At 74.1% G+C, this 17,998-nt stretch carries 18 protein-coding genes and 1 pseudogene; 10 read left to right on the top strand and 9 right to left on the bottom strand.

The features are described 5' to 3' along the window. Positions 1–16: 16 nt before the first annotated feature. The 4 genes from IE225_RS25215 to IE225_RS25230 all read left to right on the top strand — a co-directional run bounded on the left by IE225_RS25215 (position 17) and on the right by IE225_RS25230 (position 2,058). Complete coding sequence (locus tag IE225_RS25215) at positions 17–199, top strand: DUF397 domain-containing protein (protein WP_190059890.1); 183 nt, start codon at positions 17–19, stop codon at positions 197–199. A gap of 45 nt (positions 200–244) precedes the next feature. Further along, positions 245–817: a YbaK/EbsC family protein gene (locus tag IE225_RS25220; RefSeq protein WP_190059891.1), complete on the top strand. Its 573-nt coding sequence runs from the start codon at positions 245–247 to the stop codon at positions 815–817. Next, a complete protein-coding gene (locus IE225_RS25225) occupies positions 814–1,659 on the top strand; it encodes an EamA family transporter (RefSeq protein WP_190059892.1) in 846 nt (281 codons plus the stop codon). Before IE225_RS25220 ends, IE225_RS25225 begins: the two co-directional genes overlap by 4 nt. A gap of 111 nt (positions 1,660–1,770) precedes the next feature. Beyond that, on the top strand, positions 1,771–2,058 hold the full coding sequence (locus IE225_RS25230) for a hypothetical protein (protein ID WP_190059893.1): 288 nt from the start codon (positions 1,771–1,773) through the stop codon (positions 2,056–2,058). A gap of 20 nt (positions 2,059–2,078) precedes the next feature. On the opposite strand, the gene IE225_RS25235 is transcribed toward IE225_RS25230, so the two are convergent. Beyond that, positions 2,079–3,137, bottom strand: a complete 1,059-nt coding sequence (locus IE225_RS25235; protein ID WP_229880018.1) for a CU044_5270 family protein — start codon at positions 3,135–3,137, stop codon at positions 2,079–2,081. Further along, complete coding sequence (locus tag IE225_RS25240; protein WP_190059918.1) at positions 3,134–3,751, bottom strand: RNA polymerase sigma factor; 618 nt, start codon at positions 3,749–3,751, stop codon at positions 3,134–3,136. The genes IE225_RS25235 and IE225_RS25240 overlap by 4 nt, the downstream gene beginning before the upstream one ends. Before the next feature lie 175 nt (positions 3,752–3,926). On the opposite strand from IE225_RS25240, the gene IE225_RS25245 reads away from it, so the two are divergent. After that, on the top strand, positions 3,927–4,202 hold the full coding sequence (locus tag IE225_RS25245; protein WP_190059894.1) for a DUF1876 domain-containing protein: 276 nt from the start codon (positions 3,927–3,929) through the stop codon (positions 4,200–4,202). A gap of 272 nt (positions 4,203–4,474) precedes the next feature. Here IE225_RS25245 and IE225_RS25250 read toward each other — a convergent pair whose 3' ends face one another. The 4 genes from IE225_RS25250 to IE225_RS25265 all read right to left on the bottom strand — a co-directional run bounded on the left by IE225_RS25250 (position 4,475) and on the right by IE225_RS25265 (position 8,457). After that, positions 4,475–5,638 (bottom strand): serine hydrolase domain-containing protein, encoded by a 1,164-nt coding sequence (locus tag IE225_RS25250; RefSeq protein WP_190059895.1) that lies wholly within the window; start codon positions 5,636–5,638, stop codon positions 4,475–4,477. A gap of 128 nt (positions 5,639–5,766) precedes the next feature. Continuing rightward, positions 5,767–6,630: an energy-coupling factor ABC transporter ATP-binding protein gene (locus IE225_RS25255; RefSeq protein ID WP_373303272.1), complete on the bottom strand. Its 864-nt coding sequence runs from the start codon at positions 6,628–6,630 to the stop codon at positions 5,767–5,769. After that, positions 6,618–7,379: a cobalt ECF transporter T component CbiQ gene (gene cbiQ / locus IE225_RS25260; protein WP_190059896.1), complete on the bottom strand. Its 762-nt coding sequence runs from the start codon at positions 7,377–7,379 to the stop codon at positions 6,618–6,620. Before cbiQ ends, IE225_RS25255 begins: the two co-directional genes overlap by 13 nt. Position 7,380: 1 nt before the next feature. Next, positions 7,381–8,457 carry an energy-coupling factor ABC transporter permease gene (locus IE225_RS25265; protein WP_190059897.1) on the bottom strand — a complete coding sequence of 359 codons (1,077 nt, stop codon included), beginning with the start codon at positions 8,455–8,457 and terminating at the stop codon, positions 7,381–7,383. Between the two features lie 202 nt (positions 8,458–8,659). On the opposite strand from IE225_RS25265, the gene IE225_RS25270 reads away from it, so the two are divergent. Beyond that, the gene (locus tag IE225_RS25270) at positions 8,660–9,031 is read left to right on the top strand and encodes an SsgA family sporulation/cell division regulator (RefSeq protein WP_190059898.1); all 372 of its coding nucleotides are present in this window, start codon (positions 8,660–8,662) and stop codon (positions 9,029–9,031) included. A gap of 267 nt (positions 9,032–9,298) precedes the next feature. Here IE225_RS25270 and IE225_RS25275 read toward each other — a convergent pair whose 3' ends face one another. From IE225_RS25275 to IE225_RS25285, 3 genes are all read right to left on the bottom strand, one after another. After that, positions 9,299–10,978, bottom strand: coding sequence for a penicillin-binding transpeptidase domain-containing protein (locus IE225_RS25275; RefSeq protein WP_190059899.1), 1,680 nt, complete (start codon positions 10,976–10,978; stop codon positions 9,299–9,301). A gap of 128 nt (positions 10,979–11,106) precedes the next feature. Next, a complete protein-coding gene (locus IE225_RS25280; RefSeq protein ID WP_190059900.1) occupies positions 11,107–12,720 on the bottom strand; it encodes a penicillin-binding transpeptidase domain-containing protein in 1,614 nt (537 codons plus the stop codon). Between the two features lie 120 nt (positions 12,721–12,840). Further along, positions 12,841–14,589 (bottom strand): dolichyl-phosphate-mannose--protein mannosyltransferase, encoded by a 1,749-nt coding sequence (locus tag IE225_RS25285; RefSeq protein WP_190059901.1) that lies wholly within the window; start codon positions 14,587–14,589, stop codon positions 12,841–12,843. Between the two features lie 245 nt (positions 14,590–14,834). Here IE225_RS25285 and rsmI point away from each other — a divergent pair, with 245 nt between their 5' ends. The 4 genes and pseudogenes from rsmI to IE225_RS33475 all read left to right on the top strand — a co-directional run. Then, the gene (gene rsmI / locus IE225_RS25290) at positions 14,835–15,776 is read left to right on the top strand and encodes a 16S rRNA (cytidine(1402)-2'-O)-methyltransferase (protein ID WP_229880019.1); all 942 of its coding nucleotides are present in this window, start codon (positions 14,835–14,837) and stop codon (positions 15,774–15,776) included. Between the two features lie 302 nt (positions 15,777–16,078). Then, on the top strand, positions 16,079–16,465 hold the full coding sequence (locus tag IE225_RS25295) for a hypothetical protein (protein ID WP_190059902.1): 387 nt from the start codon (positions 16,079–16,081) through the stop codon (positions 16,463–16,465). A 131-nt stretch (positions 16,466–16,596) separates the two neighbouring features. Continuing rightward, the gene (locus IE225_RS25300; RefSeq protein ID WP_190059903.1) at positions 16,597–17,496 is read left to right on the top strand and encodes a TatD family hydrolase; all 900 of its coding nucleotides are present in this window, start codon (positions 16,597–16,599) and stop codon (positions 17,494–17,496) included. Between the two features lie 257 nt (positions 17,497–17,753). Continuing rightward, positions 17,754–17,998, top strand: a pseudogene (locus tag IE225_RS33475) (hypothetical protein); the annotation flags it as partial.

The following is a 17,998-nucleotide window of genomic DNA, read 5'->3' on the forward strand; positions in this document are numbered from 1 at the left end:
GAGCGCTGGGAAGACTATGAGCATGTCGGAACTCCGCTGGTTCAAGAGCAGCTATAGCAGCAGCAGCGAGCCCGGTGACTGTGTTGAGGTCGCTGCCACTTCCGCCACCGTTCACGTCCGTGATTCCAAGGTTCCGGCCGGGCCTCGTCTCGCCGTCTCTGCGGACGCCTGGGCGGAGTTCCTCGCCGGGGTGAGGTGAGAAGCGGGTCGCCCGCGCCGTGCGGGGACCGCTACCGTGCGGTTCATGACGACTTCCGCCGCCACTGAGAGGTCCGAGAGGCCCGAGAGGCCCGAGAGGTCTGAGAGGACTGGGAGTTCCGAGAGGCCGAAGGAGCCAGGAGCCCATCCCCGGTTCGCCGAGGCACTGCGGGAAGCGGGGCTGGAGGACGTGCTGGCGCGGGTGCGCAAGTTTCCGGAGGCGACCCGGACCGCCGCCGAGGCCGCCGCCGCGATCGGGTGCGAGCTGAGCCAGATCTGCAAGTCGCTGGTGTTCGCGGCGGACGGCGTGCCCGTGCTGGTGCTGATGGACGGCGCCTCCCGCGTCGACGTGGAGCTGGTGCGCAGGGAGCTGGGCGCCCGGAAGGTCACCCGGGCCGACGCCGCCGTCGTACGGGAGGCCACGGGGTACGCCATCGGCGGCGTGCCGCCGTTCGGGCACCGGACGCGGACGCGGGTGCTGGCCGACCGGTCGCTGCTCGCGCACGACGTGGTGTGGGCGGCGGCCGGGACGCCGTACACCGTCTTCCCGATGGCGCCGGAGGAACTCGTCGCCCACGCCGGCGGCACCCTGGTGGACGTGCGCGAGCGCACCGCGTGACGCCGCTGGTCACCGCGGCGGTGCTGCTCGCCGCGGTCGCCCACGCGTCCTGGAACGCGCTCGCCCACCGCATCCCGGACAAGCCGGCCGGGTTCGCGCTGATCACGGGCGGCGGGCTGGCCATCGGGCTGGCGCTGGCGCCGTTCACGGGGCTGCCGGCGGCGGGCGCGTGGCCGTACCTGCTGCTGTCGGCGGGCATCCACGTCGTGTACTACGTGCTGCTGATGACGTCCTTCCGGCTGGGGGACTTCGGGCAGACCTATCCGATCGCGCGGGGCAGCGCGCCGCTGGTGGTGACCGCGCTGGCGGCCGTGTTCGCCCACGAGGTGCCCGACGCGTGGACGACGGCCGGCGTGCTGCTGTCCTGCGCGGGACTGACCGGGGTGGCCCTGTGGGGGCTGCGCGGGCGGCGGCCGGACTGGGCCGTGATCGGCGCCGCCCTGGCGACCGGGCTGTCGATCGCCGCGTACACCGTCGTCGACGGGCTCGGCGTGCGTGCCTCCGGCACCCCGCTGGGGTACATCGCCTGCCTGATGGCCGTGCAGGGCTCGGTGCTCCCGGCCTACGCCCTGCGCCGCTGGGGCCGGGAGAGCGTGGCGGTGCTGCGGCCGTACGCCGCCCTCGGCCTGCTCGGCGCCGCCCTGTCCGTCGCGGCCTACGGCCTGGTGCTGTGGGCGCAGACCCGGGCCGACCTCGCGCCGATCTCCGCCCTGCGCGAGTCGTCCATCCTCGTCGGCGCGGCCATCGGCGCCGTCTTCTTCAAGGAGCGCTTCGGCGCCCCGCGCATCGCGGCGGCCGGGCTGATGGTGGTCGGCATCGGGCTGATGCTGCACGCGGGCTGATGCTGCACGGTGCGGGCTGATGCCGTACGCGGGCCGACCGGCCGCGGCGGGCGGCTGCCGACGGGCGGGTGCCGGCGGCGGTTGTCAGTGGTGGCTGCGACCCTGCCCGGTATGGATGAGGTGGAGTTCTTGCGGGGCCGGGTCTACGGGGCCGACCCCGAGGATCCCGGCCCGCGCCCGGGGCGGGTGTACGCGGAGCTGGTCGGCGGACCGCTCGACGGTCTGCTCCTCGACGTCACCGGGCGGACGGAGGAGGAGCTGCGCGAGGGAGTGGCGCTGCCGACCGAGATAGGCCGGTTCGGCCCGGGCGGCCGGGCCCTGTACGCGCCCCGGGACGCGGCGTACCCGCCCCGGGGCGCGGTCGCGCGCCGCCTCGACTGGCGCGGTGACCTGCGCTGAGCCCGGCGGCCGCGGTGCCGCTACGCCGCTTCGCCGCCCCGCCTGTCCGCCGGCAGCTCGCCCACCGCGTCCACCACCGCCCGCTCCAGGACCGCGTCGGTGCCGAACAGGACGTCCGGGCGGCCGTCGCGGCCGGTGAAGTAGCTGCGGGAGCCGAGGAAGGCCAGCGTGGCGCGGTCGAAGATCCACTCGTTGCGGGTGGCGGAGACGCCGTCGTCGAGGGTGATGCCGACGCCGTGCCGGCCGGCGGCGTCCACGGTGTCGCGGGTGACAGTGACACCGGGGAGGCGGGCGGCGACGCGGTACAGGGCCGCGGCGGTGCGCGGCGGCACGAGCGTCCGGGCCAGCAGGTCGCCGATCGTCCCGAAGACGGCGTGGTCGACGCTCTCGCCCTCGATCGGCCGCACCTCGCCGCGCAGCAGGGCCAGCAGCTCGTCCGGGTCGGTGGGGAGCGCGGCCAGCCAGGCGTACGTCGGGCGGTGCACGCCCGGGGCCGACCTGCCGTAGTCCTCGATGGGCACCGTCCGGCCGGGCATCTGCGCGCCGGGGCCGGACTCGCGCAGCGCCCCCACGTGCTTCACCCGGCCCCGCTTCTGCAGCAGCCACACCTCCTGGGTGTGCCGGGGGGAGAGGTGCACCGGGCCGCCGAAGGCACCGGTGTTGCTGCGGACCAGGCTGCGGACGTAGACGTACTGGTCGTCGCGGACGGGGACGGCGTCCGTGCGGGCCGACACGGTGGCCGCCCGGTCCAGCCAGACCACGGCCGCCGCGTCCGCGTGCCGCGCGGAGGCCGCCGGGTGGTCGGCGCGGCCGGCACGACCGTCCGTGGCATCCGTGACGGCGGTGAACACCGTCGCCGTCACGGCCATCAGGCAGGCCGGGACGACGACCGCCGGGCGCAGCAGGCGGGGGGCGCGCACGGCGGGGGCCGGGGCCGCCTCGGCGTCGATGCGCCGCAGCAGCGCGTCCTTCAGGGCCCGGCGGCGCCGCGGCGGCAGGTCCCAGGCGCCGAGGTCCACGGGCGTGTCCGGGGTGTCGCAGGGAGTGCGGGGGGTGCGGGGGATGCGGGTGGTGTTCAACGGTGCTCCTCGGCCAGTCGCAGCGCCACCAGGACGGTGGCGGGGTCGGTTTCCCGCGTATGCGTGCGGGACGCGTGCCGCGCGTCCCGGTCCTCCTCCGCCAGCGCCCGCAGCCGGGCGCGCGCCCGGGACAGGCGGGAGCGGACCGTGCCGACCGGGACGCCCAGCGCCTCGGCCGCCTGCTGGGGGGTCAGCCCCTCGCCCACGCACAGCGCCAGCACCTCGCGGTCCGGGCGGCGCAGCCGGCGCAGCGCCGCGTGCACGCCGGCCAGCCGCCGGGCGTCGTCGGCGCGGGCGGCGGCCGTGTCGGCGACGTCGTCGGCCGGGGGCGGGGCGGGCCGCCGGGCGAGGAAGGCCAGGCGGCGGCGCAGGCCCCGGTTGGCGTTGTGCGCCTTGTGCGTGGCGATGCCCAGCAGCCAGGGCTTGACCGAACCGCCGTCCGCCGTCAGGCGCTCGCGGGTGCGCCAGGCCGCGAAGAAGGTCTCGGAGACCACCTCCTCGGCCGTGGACCAGTCGCCGGTCAGCCGCAGCGCGTGGCTGTAGACGGCGCGGACGTGCCGCTCGTACAGCTCGGCGAACGCGTCGCGGTCACCGGCGCGCAGCCGGCGGCGCAACGCCGCCTCACGGGTGGTGTCGTCATCCTTGTCGGGCCCGTCGGGCTCTTGTCGTTCCACACCCCTTGCCTCTCCGCACCCCGCACCGCGTTGCCATGGCCTGCGTCACACCGCAGGGGTGCGTCGCGGCGGGCCGAGGAGCACCCTGGAAGCAGGTGTTCCGGAGGTGACGGTCATGATGCACAACGCCGTGGGATGGCACGTCGAGATGGAGTTCATGGAGGACGAGGAGCAGACCCGGGCGGCCGCCCTGGTGCGGTTGCCCGACGGGAGTGAGATCCGGGGGCACGGGCGCGCCCACCGGCACCACTCCGACGCCAATCAGCCCCGTGTCGGCGAGGAGATCGCCGGGGCCCGCGCCCTGAACGAGATCGCCATGCATCTGCTGGACAAGGCGCACGCCGAGATCGACGGCGCGTCGGGGCGCACCTCGCACCCGATCAATGTGTGAGTCCCCGATCAACGTGTGAGTTCCGGGTCGGCGTGCGAGTCCCGGGTCGACGTGCGAGTCCCGGGTCGACGTAGGAACGGCCGGGCCGGCGGGTGAGCGGCCGGGGCGTCGTCGGCCCGGGCAGCCCGGCCGATCCTGCCGATCCGACCGATCCGGGCAGCTCAGGCAGCCCGGTCGGTCCTGGTGTGCCGGGCGACCCGGACGCTCCTACGGGCTTACGGGCTTACGGGCTTACGGGCTTACGGGCCTGCGGGCCTATGGTCCTACGGGCGTCAGCCCAGGCAGTCCCGCAGGGCCCGTACCAGGGCCTGCGCCCGCGGGTCGGCCGTGACGCTCGTGCGGAAGCCGTTGGTGACGTAGCCGAAGGCGACGCCGGTCTCGGGGTCGGCGAAGCCGAGGGCGCCGCCGCGGCCGGGGTGGCCGAAGGAGCCCGGGGTCAGCAGCGGGCAGGCGCCGCCGTTCAGCATGTAGCCCAGGCCGAAGCGGGTCGGCACGACCAGGATGCGGTCGGGGCCGGCGGAGCGCTCGGTGCGGGCCAGTTCCACCGTGTCGGGGGTGAACAGGCGGATGCCGCCGTCGACCTCGCCGATGAGAGCGGCGTAGAAGCGGGCCAGGCCGTCGGCGGTGGCGATGCCGTTGGAGCCGGGCAGGACGGCCGCGCGGTAGGCGGGGTCGTTCTCGTCGCAGGCCGGGGTGATCGCCTCGAAGGCGCGCCGGGTGAGCGAGGTGGGGTCGGCGTAGGCCTGGGCCACCGAGCGCTTCGGGCGGGCGCGCAGGCCGCCGGTCTCCGTCGCCGGGGGCGCGACCGGACCGACCCGGCCGACGCGGTGCGTCTCGCCGTCCGGCAGGCCCACCCACAGGTCGGCCCCCACCGGCGCGGTGATCTCCTCGGCCACCCAGGCGCCCAGCGAGCGGCCGGTGACCCGGCGGACCAGTCCGTCGGTGAGCCAGCTGTAGGTCTGCGCGTGGTAGCCGTGGTCGGTGCCCGGCTCCCACACCGGCGCCTGCGCGGCGATGGCCTCCGCGGCGAACTCGGGGTCGGCGGCCTGCGGCGGGGTGAGCGGGCGGTCCAGCACCGGCACGCCCGCGCGGTGCGCGAGCAGGTGCCACACCCGGGTGCGCTCCTTGCCGGCCGCCTTGTACTGCGGCCACCACGCGCCGACCGGCGCGTCCAGGTCCAGCTCGCCGCGCTGGTGGAGCAGCAGCAGGACGGCCGCGGCGACGCCCTTGGTCGCCGAGCGCACGATCTGCGCGGTGCCCCGCTCCCACGGCGCGGTCCCGTCGACGTCCTTCGTGCCGCCCCACAGGTCGACGACCCGGTGCCCGTCCCGGTAGACGGCGACGGCCGCGCCGCGCTCCCCGCGCAGTGCGAAGTTGCGTACGAACGCTTCCCGCACCGGTTCGAAGCCCGCGGCCACCGTGCCGTGCACGTTCACGCCCCACGTCCCTTCACTCGCCTGCGACAGTGCATGCAACAAGGGTCCATGACCTTCGATTCCTCGGCCACGTGGGAGTGTGTCGCGGATTACACGGACACCGCGGGATGTGCTGCGGATTATGCGAATTACACGAATTGCGCTGATTGTGCGGATCGGGGGGATTGCACGGCCACCGAGCGCGGATCGAAGCCGAACGGCAGTTCCAGCCGGTGCGCCCGCATCAGCTCCTCGTCGGCGAGGAGTTCGGCGGTCGGCCCGTCGGCGGCGATCACGCCCTCGCTCAGGACGAGGGAGCGCGGGCACAACTCCAGGGCGTAGGGCAGGTCGTGCGTGACCATGAGGACCGTCACGTCCAGCGAGCGCAGGATGTCGGCCAGTTCGCGGCGCGAGGCCGGGTCGAGGTTGGAGGACGGCTCGTCCAGGACGAGGATCTCCGGCTCCATGGCCAGCACGGTCGCCACGGCCACCCGGCGCCGCTGGCCGAAGGAGAGGTGGTGCGGCGGCCGGTCCTTGAACTCCCGCATGCCGACCCGCTCCAGCGCCCGGTCGACGCGCTCCTCCAACTCGGCGCCCCGCAGCCCGGCCGCGGCCGGCCCGAAGGCCACGTCCTCACGGACCGTCGGCATGAACAACTGGTCGTCGGGGTCCTGGAAGACGATGCCGACCCGGCGCCGGATCTCCGCCATGTTCCGCTTGTCCACCGGCAGTCCGGCCACCCGCACGGTGCCCGCGCCGGCGGTGAGGATGCCGTTGAGGTGCAGTACGAGGGTGGTCTTGCCGGCGCCGTTCGGGCCGAGCAGGGCGACGCGTTCGCCGCGCTCGATGCGGAAGTCGACGCCGAAGAGGGCCTGGTGGCCGTCCGGGTAGGCGAAGGCGAGGCCCGAGACCTCCAGCGAGGCGGCAGGCCCAGGAGCGGCCTCAGGAGCGGTCCCGGGAGCAGTCCCAGAAGTAGGCGCAGAAGCAGGCACAGGAGCGGTCACAGGATCCATCCCAGCAGGCAGACGGCGAGCGCGGACAGCGGCAGGGCGAGCGCGTACGACCACTGCGCCCGGGAGGCGGTCACCTCGTCGATGACCGGCAGGGAACCGGCGTAGCCGCGGCTGACCATGGCCAAATGGACGCGCTCGCCGCGTTCGTAGGAGCGGATGAACAGCGCGCCCGCGGACTTCGCCAGCACCCCCCAGTGCCGTACGCCCCGCGCCTCGAAGCCGCGTGAGGCGCGGGCGATGCGCATGCGCCGCATCTCGTCGGTGATGACGTCGCCGTAGCGGATCATGAAGCTCGCGATCTGCACGAGCAGCGGCGGGAGTTTCAGGCGCTGCAGGCCGAGCAGCAGCGCCCGCAGTTCCGTGGTCGCGGCGAGCAGCACGGAGGCGGCGACGCCCAGGGTGCCCTTGGCGAGCACGTTCCAGGCGCCCCACAGGCCGTTCACGCTCAGCGAGAGGCCGAGCACCTGCACCCGCTCGCCCTCGGCGACGAACGGCATGAGCACCGCGAAGGCGACGAACGGCACCTCGATCAGCAGGCGCCGCAGCAGGAAGCCGGCCGGGACGCGGGCGACGTACGCGACCGCGCCCAGCAGCGCCGCGTACAGCGGGTACGCCCATATCGCCTCCCGCGGGGTGGACACCACCACGACCACGAAGGCGAAGGCCGCCGCCAGTTTGGTGTGCGGCGGCAGCGCGTGCACGGGGGAGTGCCCGTGCCGATAGAGCCTGTGCGCGTGCCCTGCGCCCATGTCACACGCCCGTACCGGTGGTCGGCGCGGCCGTACCGGCCGGCGCGGTGTCGGCGGTACGGCGCCGGCGCACCGCCCAGAACACGCCGCTGCCCGCGGCGACGGTCGCCCCGACGCCGATCACGCCCGCCAGGCCGCCGGAGAGGCGGGCGTCGGCGATGTCCTTGACGCCGTAGCCGGCCAGCGGGGAGTCGGAGGCCGCGTGCTGCTTCTCGGTCTTGTCGATGCCCTGGTCGTGGGCGACCTTCTCCAGGCCGTCGGGGCTGGAGGAGGCGTAGAAGCTGACGAACCCGGCCAGCACCAGGGAGGTCACCAGGCCGGTGATCCACAGCCCGCGGTGCGAGCGGGCCGCGACGGGTGCGGCGGCGGGGGCGGGCGCGGCGGCGGGCGCGTCGACCAGTTCGCCGTTCACCCGCAGCTTCAGACGCCGCGTCAGGCCGCGGGCGCCGTGCACGAGATCGGGCCGTACGGCGATGACGGCGCCCACCGTGAGCGCGGTGATCGCGGCCTCGCCCAGGCCGATGAGCACGTGCACGCCGATCATCGCGGTGGCGACCTTGCCGATCGACACGTCGGTGGTGCCGCCGACCGCGTAGATCAGGGTGAACGCGCAGGCCGCGGCCGGGACCGAGAGGAGCGCGGCGGTGAAGGAGGCGATCGTGACCGAGCGGCGGGCGCGCGGCAGCACCCTCACCAGGACGCGGAAGACGGCGTAGGTGACGACCGTGGTGACGATCGCCATGTCGGTGATGTTCACGCCGAGCGCGGTCAGGCCGCCGTCGGCGAACAGGATCCCCTGCATCAGCAGCACCACCGACACGCACAGCACACCGGTGTACGGGCCGACGAGGATCGCGGCGAGCGCGCCGCCCAGCAGGTGCCCGCTGGTGCCCGCCGCCACGGGGAAGTTGAGCATCTGCACGGCGAAGATGAACGCGGCCACCAGACCGGCCAGCGGCGCCGTCCGCTCGTCCAGCTCACGCCGTGCGCCGCGCAGGCTCACGGCGATCGCGCCGGCCGCGACGAGCCCGGTCGCGGCGGAGGTCGGGGCGTTGATGAATCCGTCGGGTACGTGCACCGTTCGATGATACGGGCTTGTTGCGAACTCCTTGCAAGAGCGAGGAGGTCGTCATCTCGCCCGCATCTCCTCCGTGAGACATGCGCATCTCATCTGTGAGATATGTCGCTCCGGCGAGCGCGGTGCGAAAAATATGCGACATTGGGGAAGAAGCGGATGAACCGTTTTCGTACCGGCCACACGCAGTGCAAGGGGGCGTCCGATGCCGGCAGTCGAACAGTACGCGCGGGCCCGTGTCCTCACGGACGCGGACAGTGATCCTCGGGACGACCGTGCCTCCGTACGGATCACGCTCCGCTACGACCCCGAGACCGACCCGCGCTCCGTACGGCTCGGCCTGCCCGGCCGCCACGAGTGGACCCTCTCCCGGACGCTGCTGGAACAGGGCCTGCGCGCCCCCGCCGAGAGCGGAGACGTGCGGGTGTGGCCGTGCGGACGCGTACAGGCCGTCGTCGAACTCCACTCCCCGCAGGGCGTGTCGGTCGTCCAGCTCGACACCAAGGCGATCCTGCGGTTTCTGCGCCAGACCTATCTGGCGGCCCCGGCCGCGCAGCGGGTGCCGTCGTCCCGCTGACCGGGCCGGTCCGGCCGCCGCCCGGCTTCGGCGGCGCCTCTACGAGCGGCGGGTCGGCCCCCGCCCGGCTTCCGCAGCGCCGCCACGATCGGCGGGTCGGCCGCCGCCCGGCTTCTGCAGCGCCGCCACGATCGGCGGGTCGGCCCCCGCCCGGCTTCTGCAGCGCCCCCACGATCGGCGGGTCGGCCCCCGCCCGGATTCAGCAGCGCCGCCCCGAGCGACGGAATCAGTCGTCCGGCTTCAGCGGCGCCCCCACGATCGGCGGGATCAGCCGCTGCCCAGCTTCAGCAGCGCCGCCACGATCGGACCCGCCGTGTCGCCGCCGTGCCCGCCCGCCTGGACCACGCCGGCCGCCGCCAGGTCGCCCTTGTACGCGGTGAACCAGCCGTTGGGCTTCTTCTGCCCGTCGACCTCCGCCGAGCCGGTCTTGGCCCCGTAGTCCGGGCCGAGGCCCGCCATCGCCTCCGCGGCCGTGCCGTAGGCGGCGGTGTACCGCATCAGCTCCCGCACCTGTGCCAGCGTGGACGCCGACAGCTTGCGCGAGGCGGTGGCCAGTCTGCGGTGGTCGACGGACGGGGAGACCAGGTACGGCTGGTGGAACGTGCCCGCCTGCACGGTGGCCGCGACCGACGCCATGTTCAGCGGGTTCATCCGCACCCCGCCCTGGCCGATCAGCTCGGCCGCCTTCTGCGCCGCCGACTGCACCGGCACCGAGCCGTCGAAGGACGGTACGCCGACCGCCCAGTTGTTCAGGCCCAGCCCGAACACCTGCTGGGCCTGCCGGGTCAGGTCGTCGTTCTTCAGCTTCTTCGCCTGGCTGATGAAGGCGGTGTTGCAGGAGCGGGCGAAACTCGCCTTGAACGTGCCGTGCTTGATCTCGAAGTCGTCGTCGTTGTGGAACTTCCACCCGCCGTAGGTGTACGTCTTCGGGCACGGGTGCTGCTTGTCCGCGGAGGCCAGGCCCTTCTCGATGAGCAGCGACGAGGTGATGATCTTCATGGTGGAGCCCGGCGCGAGGGAGCCCTGCAGCGCGGTGTCGAAGCCGTGCGAGGAGTTCGCCACCGCGAGGATCTCGCCCGTGGACGGCCGCAGCACCACCACCGACGCCCGCGCCCGCTTGGCCACCTGCCGCTCGGCCGCCGCCTGCAGCGCCGGGCTGAGCGTCGTCCTCACCGTGCCCGGCGTGCCCTTGCGCAACTCCAGCAGCGTCCGGTCGGACAGCTTGGCCTTCCGCGCCGCCGCCCCGCGCACCACGCGCAGTTCGATCCCGGCCTTCCCGCCGGCCGTCTTGCCGTACTTCTCGCGCAGCCCGTCCAACACCGTGCCCAGCGACGGGTACTTCGCCGCGGTCAGCTCGCCGCCGTCGCGGTCCAGCGCCCGCACCGGCGGGGTGCCGGAGGCGCCGGTGACGAGCCGGTCGCCGTCGCGCAGGCCGGGGTGGACGACCCGGGCGTGCCAGTCGACGACCGGCCTGCCGTCGCCCGCGCGCCGCACCACGGTGAGCGCGCTGTCGTAGGCGAGCGGCTTGCTCAGGTTCTCGTAGGAGACGGTCGCCTTCACCGCGAAGGGCACCTTGGTGCCCCGCGCCGTGCCGGGGGCGAGCGTGACGTCCTTGAGGTGGGCGTCCTTCGCGGTGCCGGCCAGCAGGGTCCGTGCCGCCGCCGGGTCGCTGGTGGCGGCCGCGGCCCGCGCGATGTCGCCGTGCTGCCAGGCGGTCAGGAACCGCTGGGCCGTGGTACGCACCTCGGCCGCGGTCAACGGGCCGGTCTCGACGTGCCGGTGGGTGCCGGAGGCGGCCGTCTGCGGGCGGCCCTCGGCCGCCGCGCCGTCTCCGCCGTACAGCGCGTACGCGCCGAAGCCGGCACCGCCGACCACCACGGCGATGACCCCACCGAGCACGGCGGGGCCGGTCTTTCGCTGCTCGGGGACGCGCCTTCTCTTGCCCACTGCGTTCCGTTCCTCCACGCGTCCCGGGGGCCGGGGCCACCTAGCCCCCGGGGCCCTGATCGGTTTCACTGCCGTCACCAAATCCGACGACGGCCTTCACCCTAGAGTCCCGTGGGACGCGTGTGACCTCAGCCCCCTGTTCGTAGCACTGCTGCGACAATCGGACCGGCCGTGTCGCCGCCGTGCCCGCCCCGCTCGGCCATGGCCGCGGCCGCCACGTCGTTGCGGTAGCCGGTGAACCAACTGTTGGACACCGCCTGCCCGTCCACCTCCGCCGAGCCCGTCTTCGCACCGATGTCGCCGCTCAGGCCGGACATCACGCCGGCCGCGGTGCCGGAGACGGCGGTGCGGTGCATCATCGCGCGCAACTGCCGCACCGTGGCCGCGGGCAGGCCCTTGGCGCGGGCCGGGGTGCGGCCGTCCAGCCGCAGCGGCACGAGGACCGGCTGCCGGAAGGTGCCGGTCATCGCGGTCGCCGTGACCGACGCCATGTTCAGCGGACTCATCCGCACCTGGCCCTGCCCGATCAGGGCGGCCGCGGTGTCCGGGCCGCCGGAGGCGGGGACGGAGCCGTCGAAGGAGGCGATGCCGGTCTTCCAGTCGTCGCGGCCCAGCCCGAAGCGGTCCTCGGCCTCCCGGGTCAGGGAGTCGACCCGCACCTCGTCGGCGAACTTCACGAACGCCGTGTTGCAGGACCGGGCGAAACTCTCCGACAGGGTCGCCTTCTCGTTCGGGGCCATGCCGGTGAGGTTGTGGAAGGTCTGGCTCTGCCACACCGCCTCGTCCGGGCAGGGCGCGGGCCCGGACGCCGTGGCGATGCCGTTGTCGATGAGCGTGGCCGCGCTGATGATCTTCATGGTGGAGCCGGGGGCCACCGCGCCCTGGAAGGCGGCGTTGAAACCGTCGGACCGGTGGTTGGCGACCGCCAGCACCTCCCCGGTGGACGGCTTGACGGCCACCACCGACGACTCCGGGTACGTCCGCACCGCCCGCTCCGCCGCCGCCTGCACCCGCGCGCTCAGCGTCGTCGCCAGCCGGCCCGCCCGGCCCTCGGCGAGGGTCAGCAGCGGGGTGTCGGGCGCGTTCGTCGCCGTGTGCCGCACGCTCAGCTCGACACCGGGCGTGCCGCCCGCCTGCTCGCCGTACTTCTCCCGCAGCGCGTCCAGCACCGGCCCGAGCGAGGGGAACTCCTCCTTCGTCAGCACCTTGCCGTCACGGTCCACCGCCTCGATCGCCGGCGCCGCCGACTCCCCGGTCACCAGCGTGTCGCCCTTCGCCCGCAGCGCCGGATGCACCACCGAGGGCTGCCAGTCGACGAGCGCGCGGTGCGTGGTCCGCCCGCGCACCACGGTGAGGCGGCTGTCGTAGGCCAGCGGCTTGGTCCGCCCCTCGTACGACACTTTCGCGGACACGGAGAACGGCACGGTGGCGCCGTGCGCGGTCCCCGGCCGGATGTGCACGTCCGTGATGTGCGCCGCCTGCCCGTAGGCGGCCAGCAGCGCCCCGGCCGCCTCCGGGAAGTTCGTGTACGACGCCGCCGTCGCCGCCTTCCCCCGCTCCCACGCGGCGAAGAACTTCCGCGCCGTGCCGGCGACCTCGTCTCGGGTCGGCGGCCCGGTCCGCACGGCCGCGGGCCCGCTCCCACCGACCGCGTGCACGAAGGTGTACCCCCCGTACGCCGCTCCTCCCACCAGCACGGCGACCACCCCGCCCACGACAGCGGCCCTGATCCCCTTGCGCATCCCGCGCTCCTCCCCGTTTCGGCCCAAGAACTGTAGGCGGCGCGAGGGACGGATGTGAGGGGATGGCCGCAAGTTGTCCGAACGGAGATCCGGGAACGGGCGCGGGTGGCCGGAACCCCGCTACACCCAGGTGTCCAGCCACATCCGCGAGCGCCAGTCGTCGATGGGGATGGCGGTGCCGGTGTACAGGGGCCAGAAGTAGATGAAGTTCCAGGCGATCAGCAGGACCAGGACGCCCACGCCGACCGTGCCGACGAGGCGGCGGGTGTCGGTGGGGCGTGGCGGTCCGGCGAGGGCGCCCAGGAGCATGGTGACCGCGAGGCAGAGGAAGGGCAGGAAGACGACGGCGTAGAAGTAGAAGATCGTGCGCTCCTGGTAGAGGAACCAGGGCAGGTAGCCGGCGGCCACCCCGCAGGCGATCGCGCCGGCGCGCCAGTCGCGGCGGAAGAACCACCGCCACAGCACGTAGACGAGGGCGGCGCAGCCCACCCACCACAGCAGCGGCGTGCCGAGGGCCAGCACCTCGCGGGCGCACTTCTCGCCGGCGTCGGCGGGGCAGCCGTCCTGGCCGGGCGAGGGCGACTCGTAGAAGTACGACACCGGGCGGCCGACGACGATCCAGCTCCACGGGTTGGACTGGTAGGTGTGCGGCGAGGTGAGGTGGGTGTGGAACTCGTACACCTCGTGCTCGTAGTGCCACAGGCTGCGCAGCCAGTCCGGCAGCCAGGTGAAGCGGCCGCCCTTGCCGTCGGTCGCGGCCCAGTCGCGGAAGTAGCCGCCGCTGCCGTCGGTGGGGGAGAGGATCCAGCCCAGCCAGGACAGCAGGTAGACGGCGAGCGCGACCGGGACCGTGGCGAGGAACGTCAGGCCGGTGTCGTACTTCAGCACCGCCGCGTACGGGCGGCTCGCGCCCGCCACCTTCCGGCTGCCGACGTCCCACAGCAGGGCCAGCACGCAGAACGCGGCCAGGAAGTACAGGCCGTTCCACTTCGTGCCGACGGCCAGGCCCAGCAGCACGCCCGCCCCCCAGCGCCACGGGCGCCGGCCCAGGCGCAGGGTGTCGGCGGTGTGCGCGTCGGGCCGCACCCGCCCGTCCGCGTCCACCGGGAGCGCCGCCGCCAGTCGGGCGCGCGCCCGGTCCCGGTCGATCAGCAGGCACCCGAACGCGCCCAGCACGAAGAACTCCAGCACCCCGTCCAGCAGCGAGGTACGGCTCATCACGAACGCCAGGCCGTCCACCGCCATCAGCGCCCCGGCCAGGCAGCCGAGGAACGTCGAGCGGAACAGGCGGCGCCCGATGCGGCACAGCATCAGCACCGACAGGGTGCCGAGCAGCGCCGTCATGAAGCGCCAGCCGAACGGGTCGAACCCGAAGACCAGCTCGCCCAGCCCGATGACGTACTTGCCGACCGGCGGGTGCACGACGTACGCGGCGTCGGTGGGGACCGCGAGGTGGCCGTGCGTCTGCAGGACCAGGTTGTTGGCGTTCTTGTCCCAGTTGACCTCGAACCCGCGGTGGACGAGCGCCCAGGCGTCCTTGGCGTAGTACGTCTCGTCGAATATCACCGCCCGGGGACTGCCCAGGTGGTAGAACCGCACCAGCCCGGCCACCAGGGTGACGAGCAGCGGCCCGCCCCACCCCGACCAGCGGGTGATCCGCTCGGCCAGGCGCGGGGAGACGCCCAGTGTCTGCCACAGCCGCGGGCCGGGCCGGGTGTAGGGCGGCACCAGCTTCTCGCGGACGTCGCGGTGCGGCCCCGCCGGGTGCGGTACGTAGCCGAAGCGGCGCAGCCGCCGCTGCCACGACGGCCGCTCGTCGTGCGGGGCCGGCCCCTGCCGGGTGTCCGTGGAAGACGCGGTACTGGTCACCGCGCCATCGTAGGGAACGCCGCTGTGTACGTCCCCCGCACGGGGGAGGAAGCGGTGGAGGAAGCGGAGGAATGCGTGGGGCGGGTGGCTCCGGACGGGTGTCCGGGTGGGCTGCCCGTCGACCGGTTCTGCTTCGAGGTGCCGTGCGGTTCGCCCGCGGCTTCCGCCGGATGCCGTGCGGGCGGAGGGGTGGCTGCCGCGAGGTGGCGTGCGAGGAGAGGGGCGGCTCCTGCGAGGATGGGGGCGTGAGCGGAACCCTCGTCCTGGCAGGCACCCCCATCGGCGACGTCGCGGACGCGCCGCCCCGGCTGGCCGAGGAGCTGGCCGGCGCGGACGTCGTCGCCGCGGAGGACACCCGGCGGCTGCGGCGGCTGGCGCAGGCGCTGGGGGTCACCCCCCGGGGGCGCGTGGTGTCGTACTTCGAGGGCAACGAGTCCGCGCGCACCCCGGAACTGGTTGAGGAACTGCTGGGTGGCGCCCGGGTGCTGCTGGTCACCGACGCGGGCATGCCGTCGGTGTCCGACCCCGGCTACCGGCTGGTCGCGGCGGCGGTGGAGCGGGACATCCGGGTCACCGCGGTGCCCGGCCCGTCCGCCGTGCTCACCGCGCTCGCGCTGTCGGGGCTGCCCGTCGACCGGTTCTGCTTCGAGGGGTTCCTGCCGCGCAAGGCGGGCGAGCGGCTGACACGGCTGCGCGAGGTCGCCGCCGAGCGGCGCACCCTGGTCTACTTCGAGGCCCCGCACCGCCTCGACGACACCCTCGCCGCCATGGCCGAGGTGTTCGGCGCCGGCCGGCGTGCCGCCGTCTGCCGGGAGCTGACCAAGACCTACGAGGAGGTCCGGCGCGGCCCGCTGGGCGAGCTGGCGGCCTGGGCCGCGCAGGGCGTGCGCGGCGAGATCACCGTCGTGGTCGAGGGCGCGCCGGAGCCGGGCGCCGAGGACGTGGACGCCGAGGAGCTGGTACGCCGGGTGCGCGCCCGCGAGGAGGCCGGCGAGCGCCGCAAGGAGGCCATCGCCGCGGTCGCCGCCGAGGCCGGGCTGCCCAAGCGCGAGGTGTTCGACGCGGTGGTCGCGGCGAAGAACGCGGGGCGCGAGGACGCGGGGCGGGGAAGCGCGGGGCTCGAGAACGCGGGGCGTGAGGATGCGGGGCAGGCAAGCGCGGGGCGCGGGAACGTGGGGCGCGGGTGAGGGAATTCGCGCTCCCGCGCGCCCTTCTGCACATGCCTGTGTGTGATGTGGGCGCACCTCTGTGAAAAAGACGCGGAAACCCTTTTGAGCGGGGTTCTCCTCTCCTGAGCGTGCACCCCATGAGCAGGCAAAAGACCGGTGCCGAAAGCAAAGTCGCGAGCCCTCCCGCGGAGCCCGTGACAAAGAAATTCCAAACAGGCTCCCATACTTTCCAGGACGAGTGCATTTCCGGCTGCGGAAGCGTCAACTGGATTGAGGGGACACACCGTTCCCGGACAGTCCAGCGGACGTGAGGAGTTCGCATGAGGGAGACCGCAGTCGCGCACGAGTCGTACTCCTTCGCCTGCATGCGCTGCGGGCACGGCTGGGAGCAGTCGTACGACATAGAGCACCACACGGACGGCGACGGCAACGAGTTCGTGCTGTACGTCACGGACGGCCGCGTCGTGCCGTCCCCGCTGCGCCGGCCCGCCTGCCGGAACTGCGACGGCCGCGTCCTGCGCATCATGCGCGCCGGCCAGGTGGCGTCCGCGCAGCTCCACCAGCACGCACAGCGCCCGGCCGGCCCCGTGGTGGCCCCGGTGCCCGGAGCGCCGTCCGGGGAGGAGACGGCGGCCGGGCACCGGGACGGGCACCACCACTGGCACCTGTCCGACCTGCTGCACCCCTTCCAGCACCGGGCGGGCTGAGCCGGGTACGGCGCCGGCGGGGCGGTTCCGGTGCGGGGTGGGCCGGTTCCGGTACGAGGACCCGGCCGGGCGGTCCCGGTGCGGGCCGGGCGCCGGGCGGGGCGGGCATGCGCCTTCCGTAGGATCGGGGCATGCCTTCCCACACCGACCCGCCGCCGCTCCCGGAGCCCCTCCGGGTCCCCGTCGCCGACTCCCACACCCACCTCGACATGCAGTCCGGCACGGTCGAGGAGGGCCTGGCCAAGGCGGCCTCGGTGGGCGTGACGACGGTCGTGCAGGTCGGCTGCGACCTGAACGGCTCCCGCTGGGCGGCGCAGATCGCGGAGCGCCACGACGCCGTCCACGCCACGGTCGCGCTGCACCCGAACGAAGCCCCCCGCATCGTGCACGGGGATCCTGGGGGCACCTCCCAGCCCCCTGGGGCTGGGGGAGGCTGGTCCAGGCAGGGTGCCCGCGAGCCCGGCGGCGACGCGGCCCTGGACGACGCGCTCGCCGAGATCGACCGGCTGGCCGCGCTGCCGCAGGTCAAGGGCGTCGGCGAGACCGGCCTGGACTACTTCCGCACCGGGGAGGAGGGCAAGGCGGCCCAGGAGAGGTCCTTCCGCGCCCACATCGAGATCGCCAAGCGGCACGGCAAGACCCTCGTCATCCACGACCGCGACGCCCACGCCGACGTGCTGCGCATCCTGAAGGAGGAGGGCGCCCCCGAGCGCACCGTCTTCCACTGCTACTCCGGCGACGCGGAGATGGCCCGGGTGTGCGCCCGCGCCGGCTACTTCATGTCCTTCGCCGGCAACGTCACCTTCAAGAACGCCCAGAACCTGCGCGACGCCCTCGCCGTGGCCCCGCTGGAGCTGATCCTGGTGGAGACCGACGCGCCGTTCCTGACGCCGGTACCCTACCGCGGACGGCCCAACGCCCCCTACCTCGTCCCGGTCACGGTACGGGCCATGGCCGCCGTGCGCGGCGTCGACGAGGACACGCTGGCGACCGCCCTCGCGGCCAACACGGCACGCGCCTTCGACTACTGACGGCTACCGGCGGCCATCGACGGCCACTGACGACGACTGACGACCACGGACGGCGACTGACCGACTCCGGCGGACCGGCGTGCAGGCGCCCCGGCAGAGGTGCTCTCCCACCGGATCGTCACGCCAAGTAGCTGTGCCGCTTTGGAGAGTGACCGGCGCTCCGCTAGGTTCTGGGATCCGATCCGGGCCCTTTTCGGACCCTTCCGGCCCTTTCGGGCCTCTTCCGGACCCCTTCGGCCCCCTTGGAGCGTGTCGGCGTGAGCAACTCGCCCTACGAGACGCGGTACGGGACGGCGTACGGACCGCACGAACCGCACGGACCGTACGGACCGCACGACCCGGGTGCCGGCCCGGCGCCCCGCCCGCCCGTCGACCTCCGCACCGCCGCGACGCCGGGCCACGGGGGCCACGGCGTCTTCGCGCCGCCCCCGCCGCGCGGAGGCCACGGCGGCGCCCCCGCCGACGGGGCGGCCCCCCGGCCGGCGGACGGCGGGCCGGCCGG

It is taken from the genome of Streptomyces echinoruber (assembly GCF_014651135.1).
Taxonomy (GTDB): domain Bacteria; phylum Actinomycetota; class Actinomycetes; order Streptomycetales; family Streptomycetaceae; genus Streptomyces; species Streptomyces echinoruber.

Bases quoted from the DNA above. Each gene is read 5' to 3' on its own strand.
- IE225_RS25300 (WP_190059903.1), top strand. From the start codon at position 16,597: ATGCCTTCCCACACCGACCCGCCGCCGCTCCCGGAGCCCCTCCGGGTC.
- IE225_RS25220 (WP_190059891.1), top strand. From the start codon at position 245: ATGACGACTTCCGCCGCCACTGAGAGGTCCGAGAGGCCCGAGAGGCCC.
- IE225_RS25295 (WP_190059902.1), top strand. From the start codon at position 16,079: ATGAGGGAGACCGCAGTCGCGCACGAGTCGTACTCCTTCGCCTGCATG.
- IE225_RS25270 (WP_190059898.1), top strand. From the start codon at position 8,660: ATGCCGGCAGTCGAACAGTACGCGCGGGCCCGTGTCCTCACGGACGCG.
- IE225_RS25215 (WP_190059890.1), top strand. From the start codon at position 17: ATGAGCATGTCGGAACTCCGCTGGTTCAAGAGCAGCTATAGCAGCAGC.
- IE225_RS25230 (WP_190059893.1), top strand. From the start codon at position 1,771: ATGGATGAGGTGGAGTTCTTGCGGGGCCGGGTCTACGGGGCCGACCCC.
- IE225_RS25245 (WP_190059894.1), top strand. From the start codon at position 3,927: ATGATGCACAACGCCGTGGGATGGCACGTCGAGATGGAGTTCATGGAG.
- IE225_RS25280 (WP_190059900.1), bottom strand. From the start codon at position 12,720: ATGCGCAAGGGGATCAGGGCCGCTGTCGTGGGCGGGGTGGTCGCCGTG.
- cbiQ (WP_190059896.1), bottom strand. From the start codon at position 7,379: ATGGGCGCAGGGCACGCGCACAGGCTCTATCGGCACGGGCACTCCCCC.
- IE225_RS25255 (WP_373303272.1), bottom strand. From the start codon at position 6,630: ATGGATCCTGTGACCGCTCCTGTGCCTGCTTCTGCGCCTACTTCTGGG.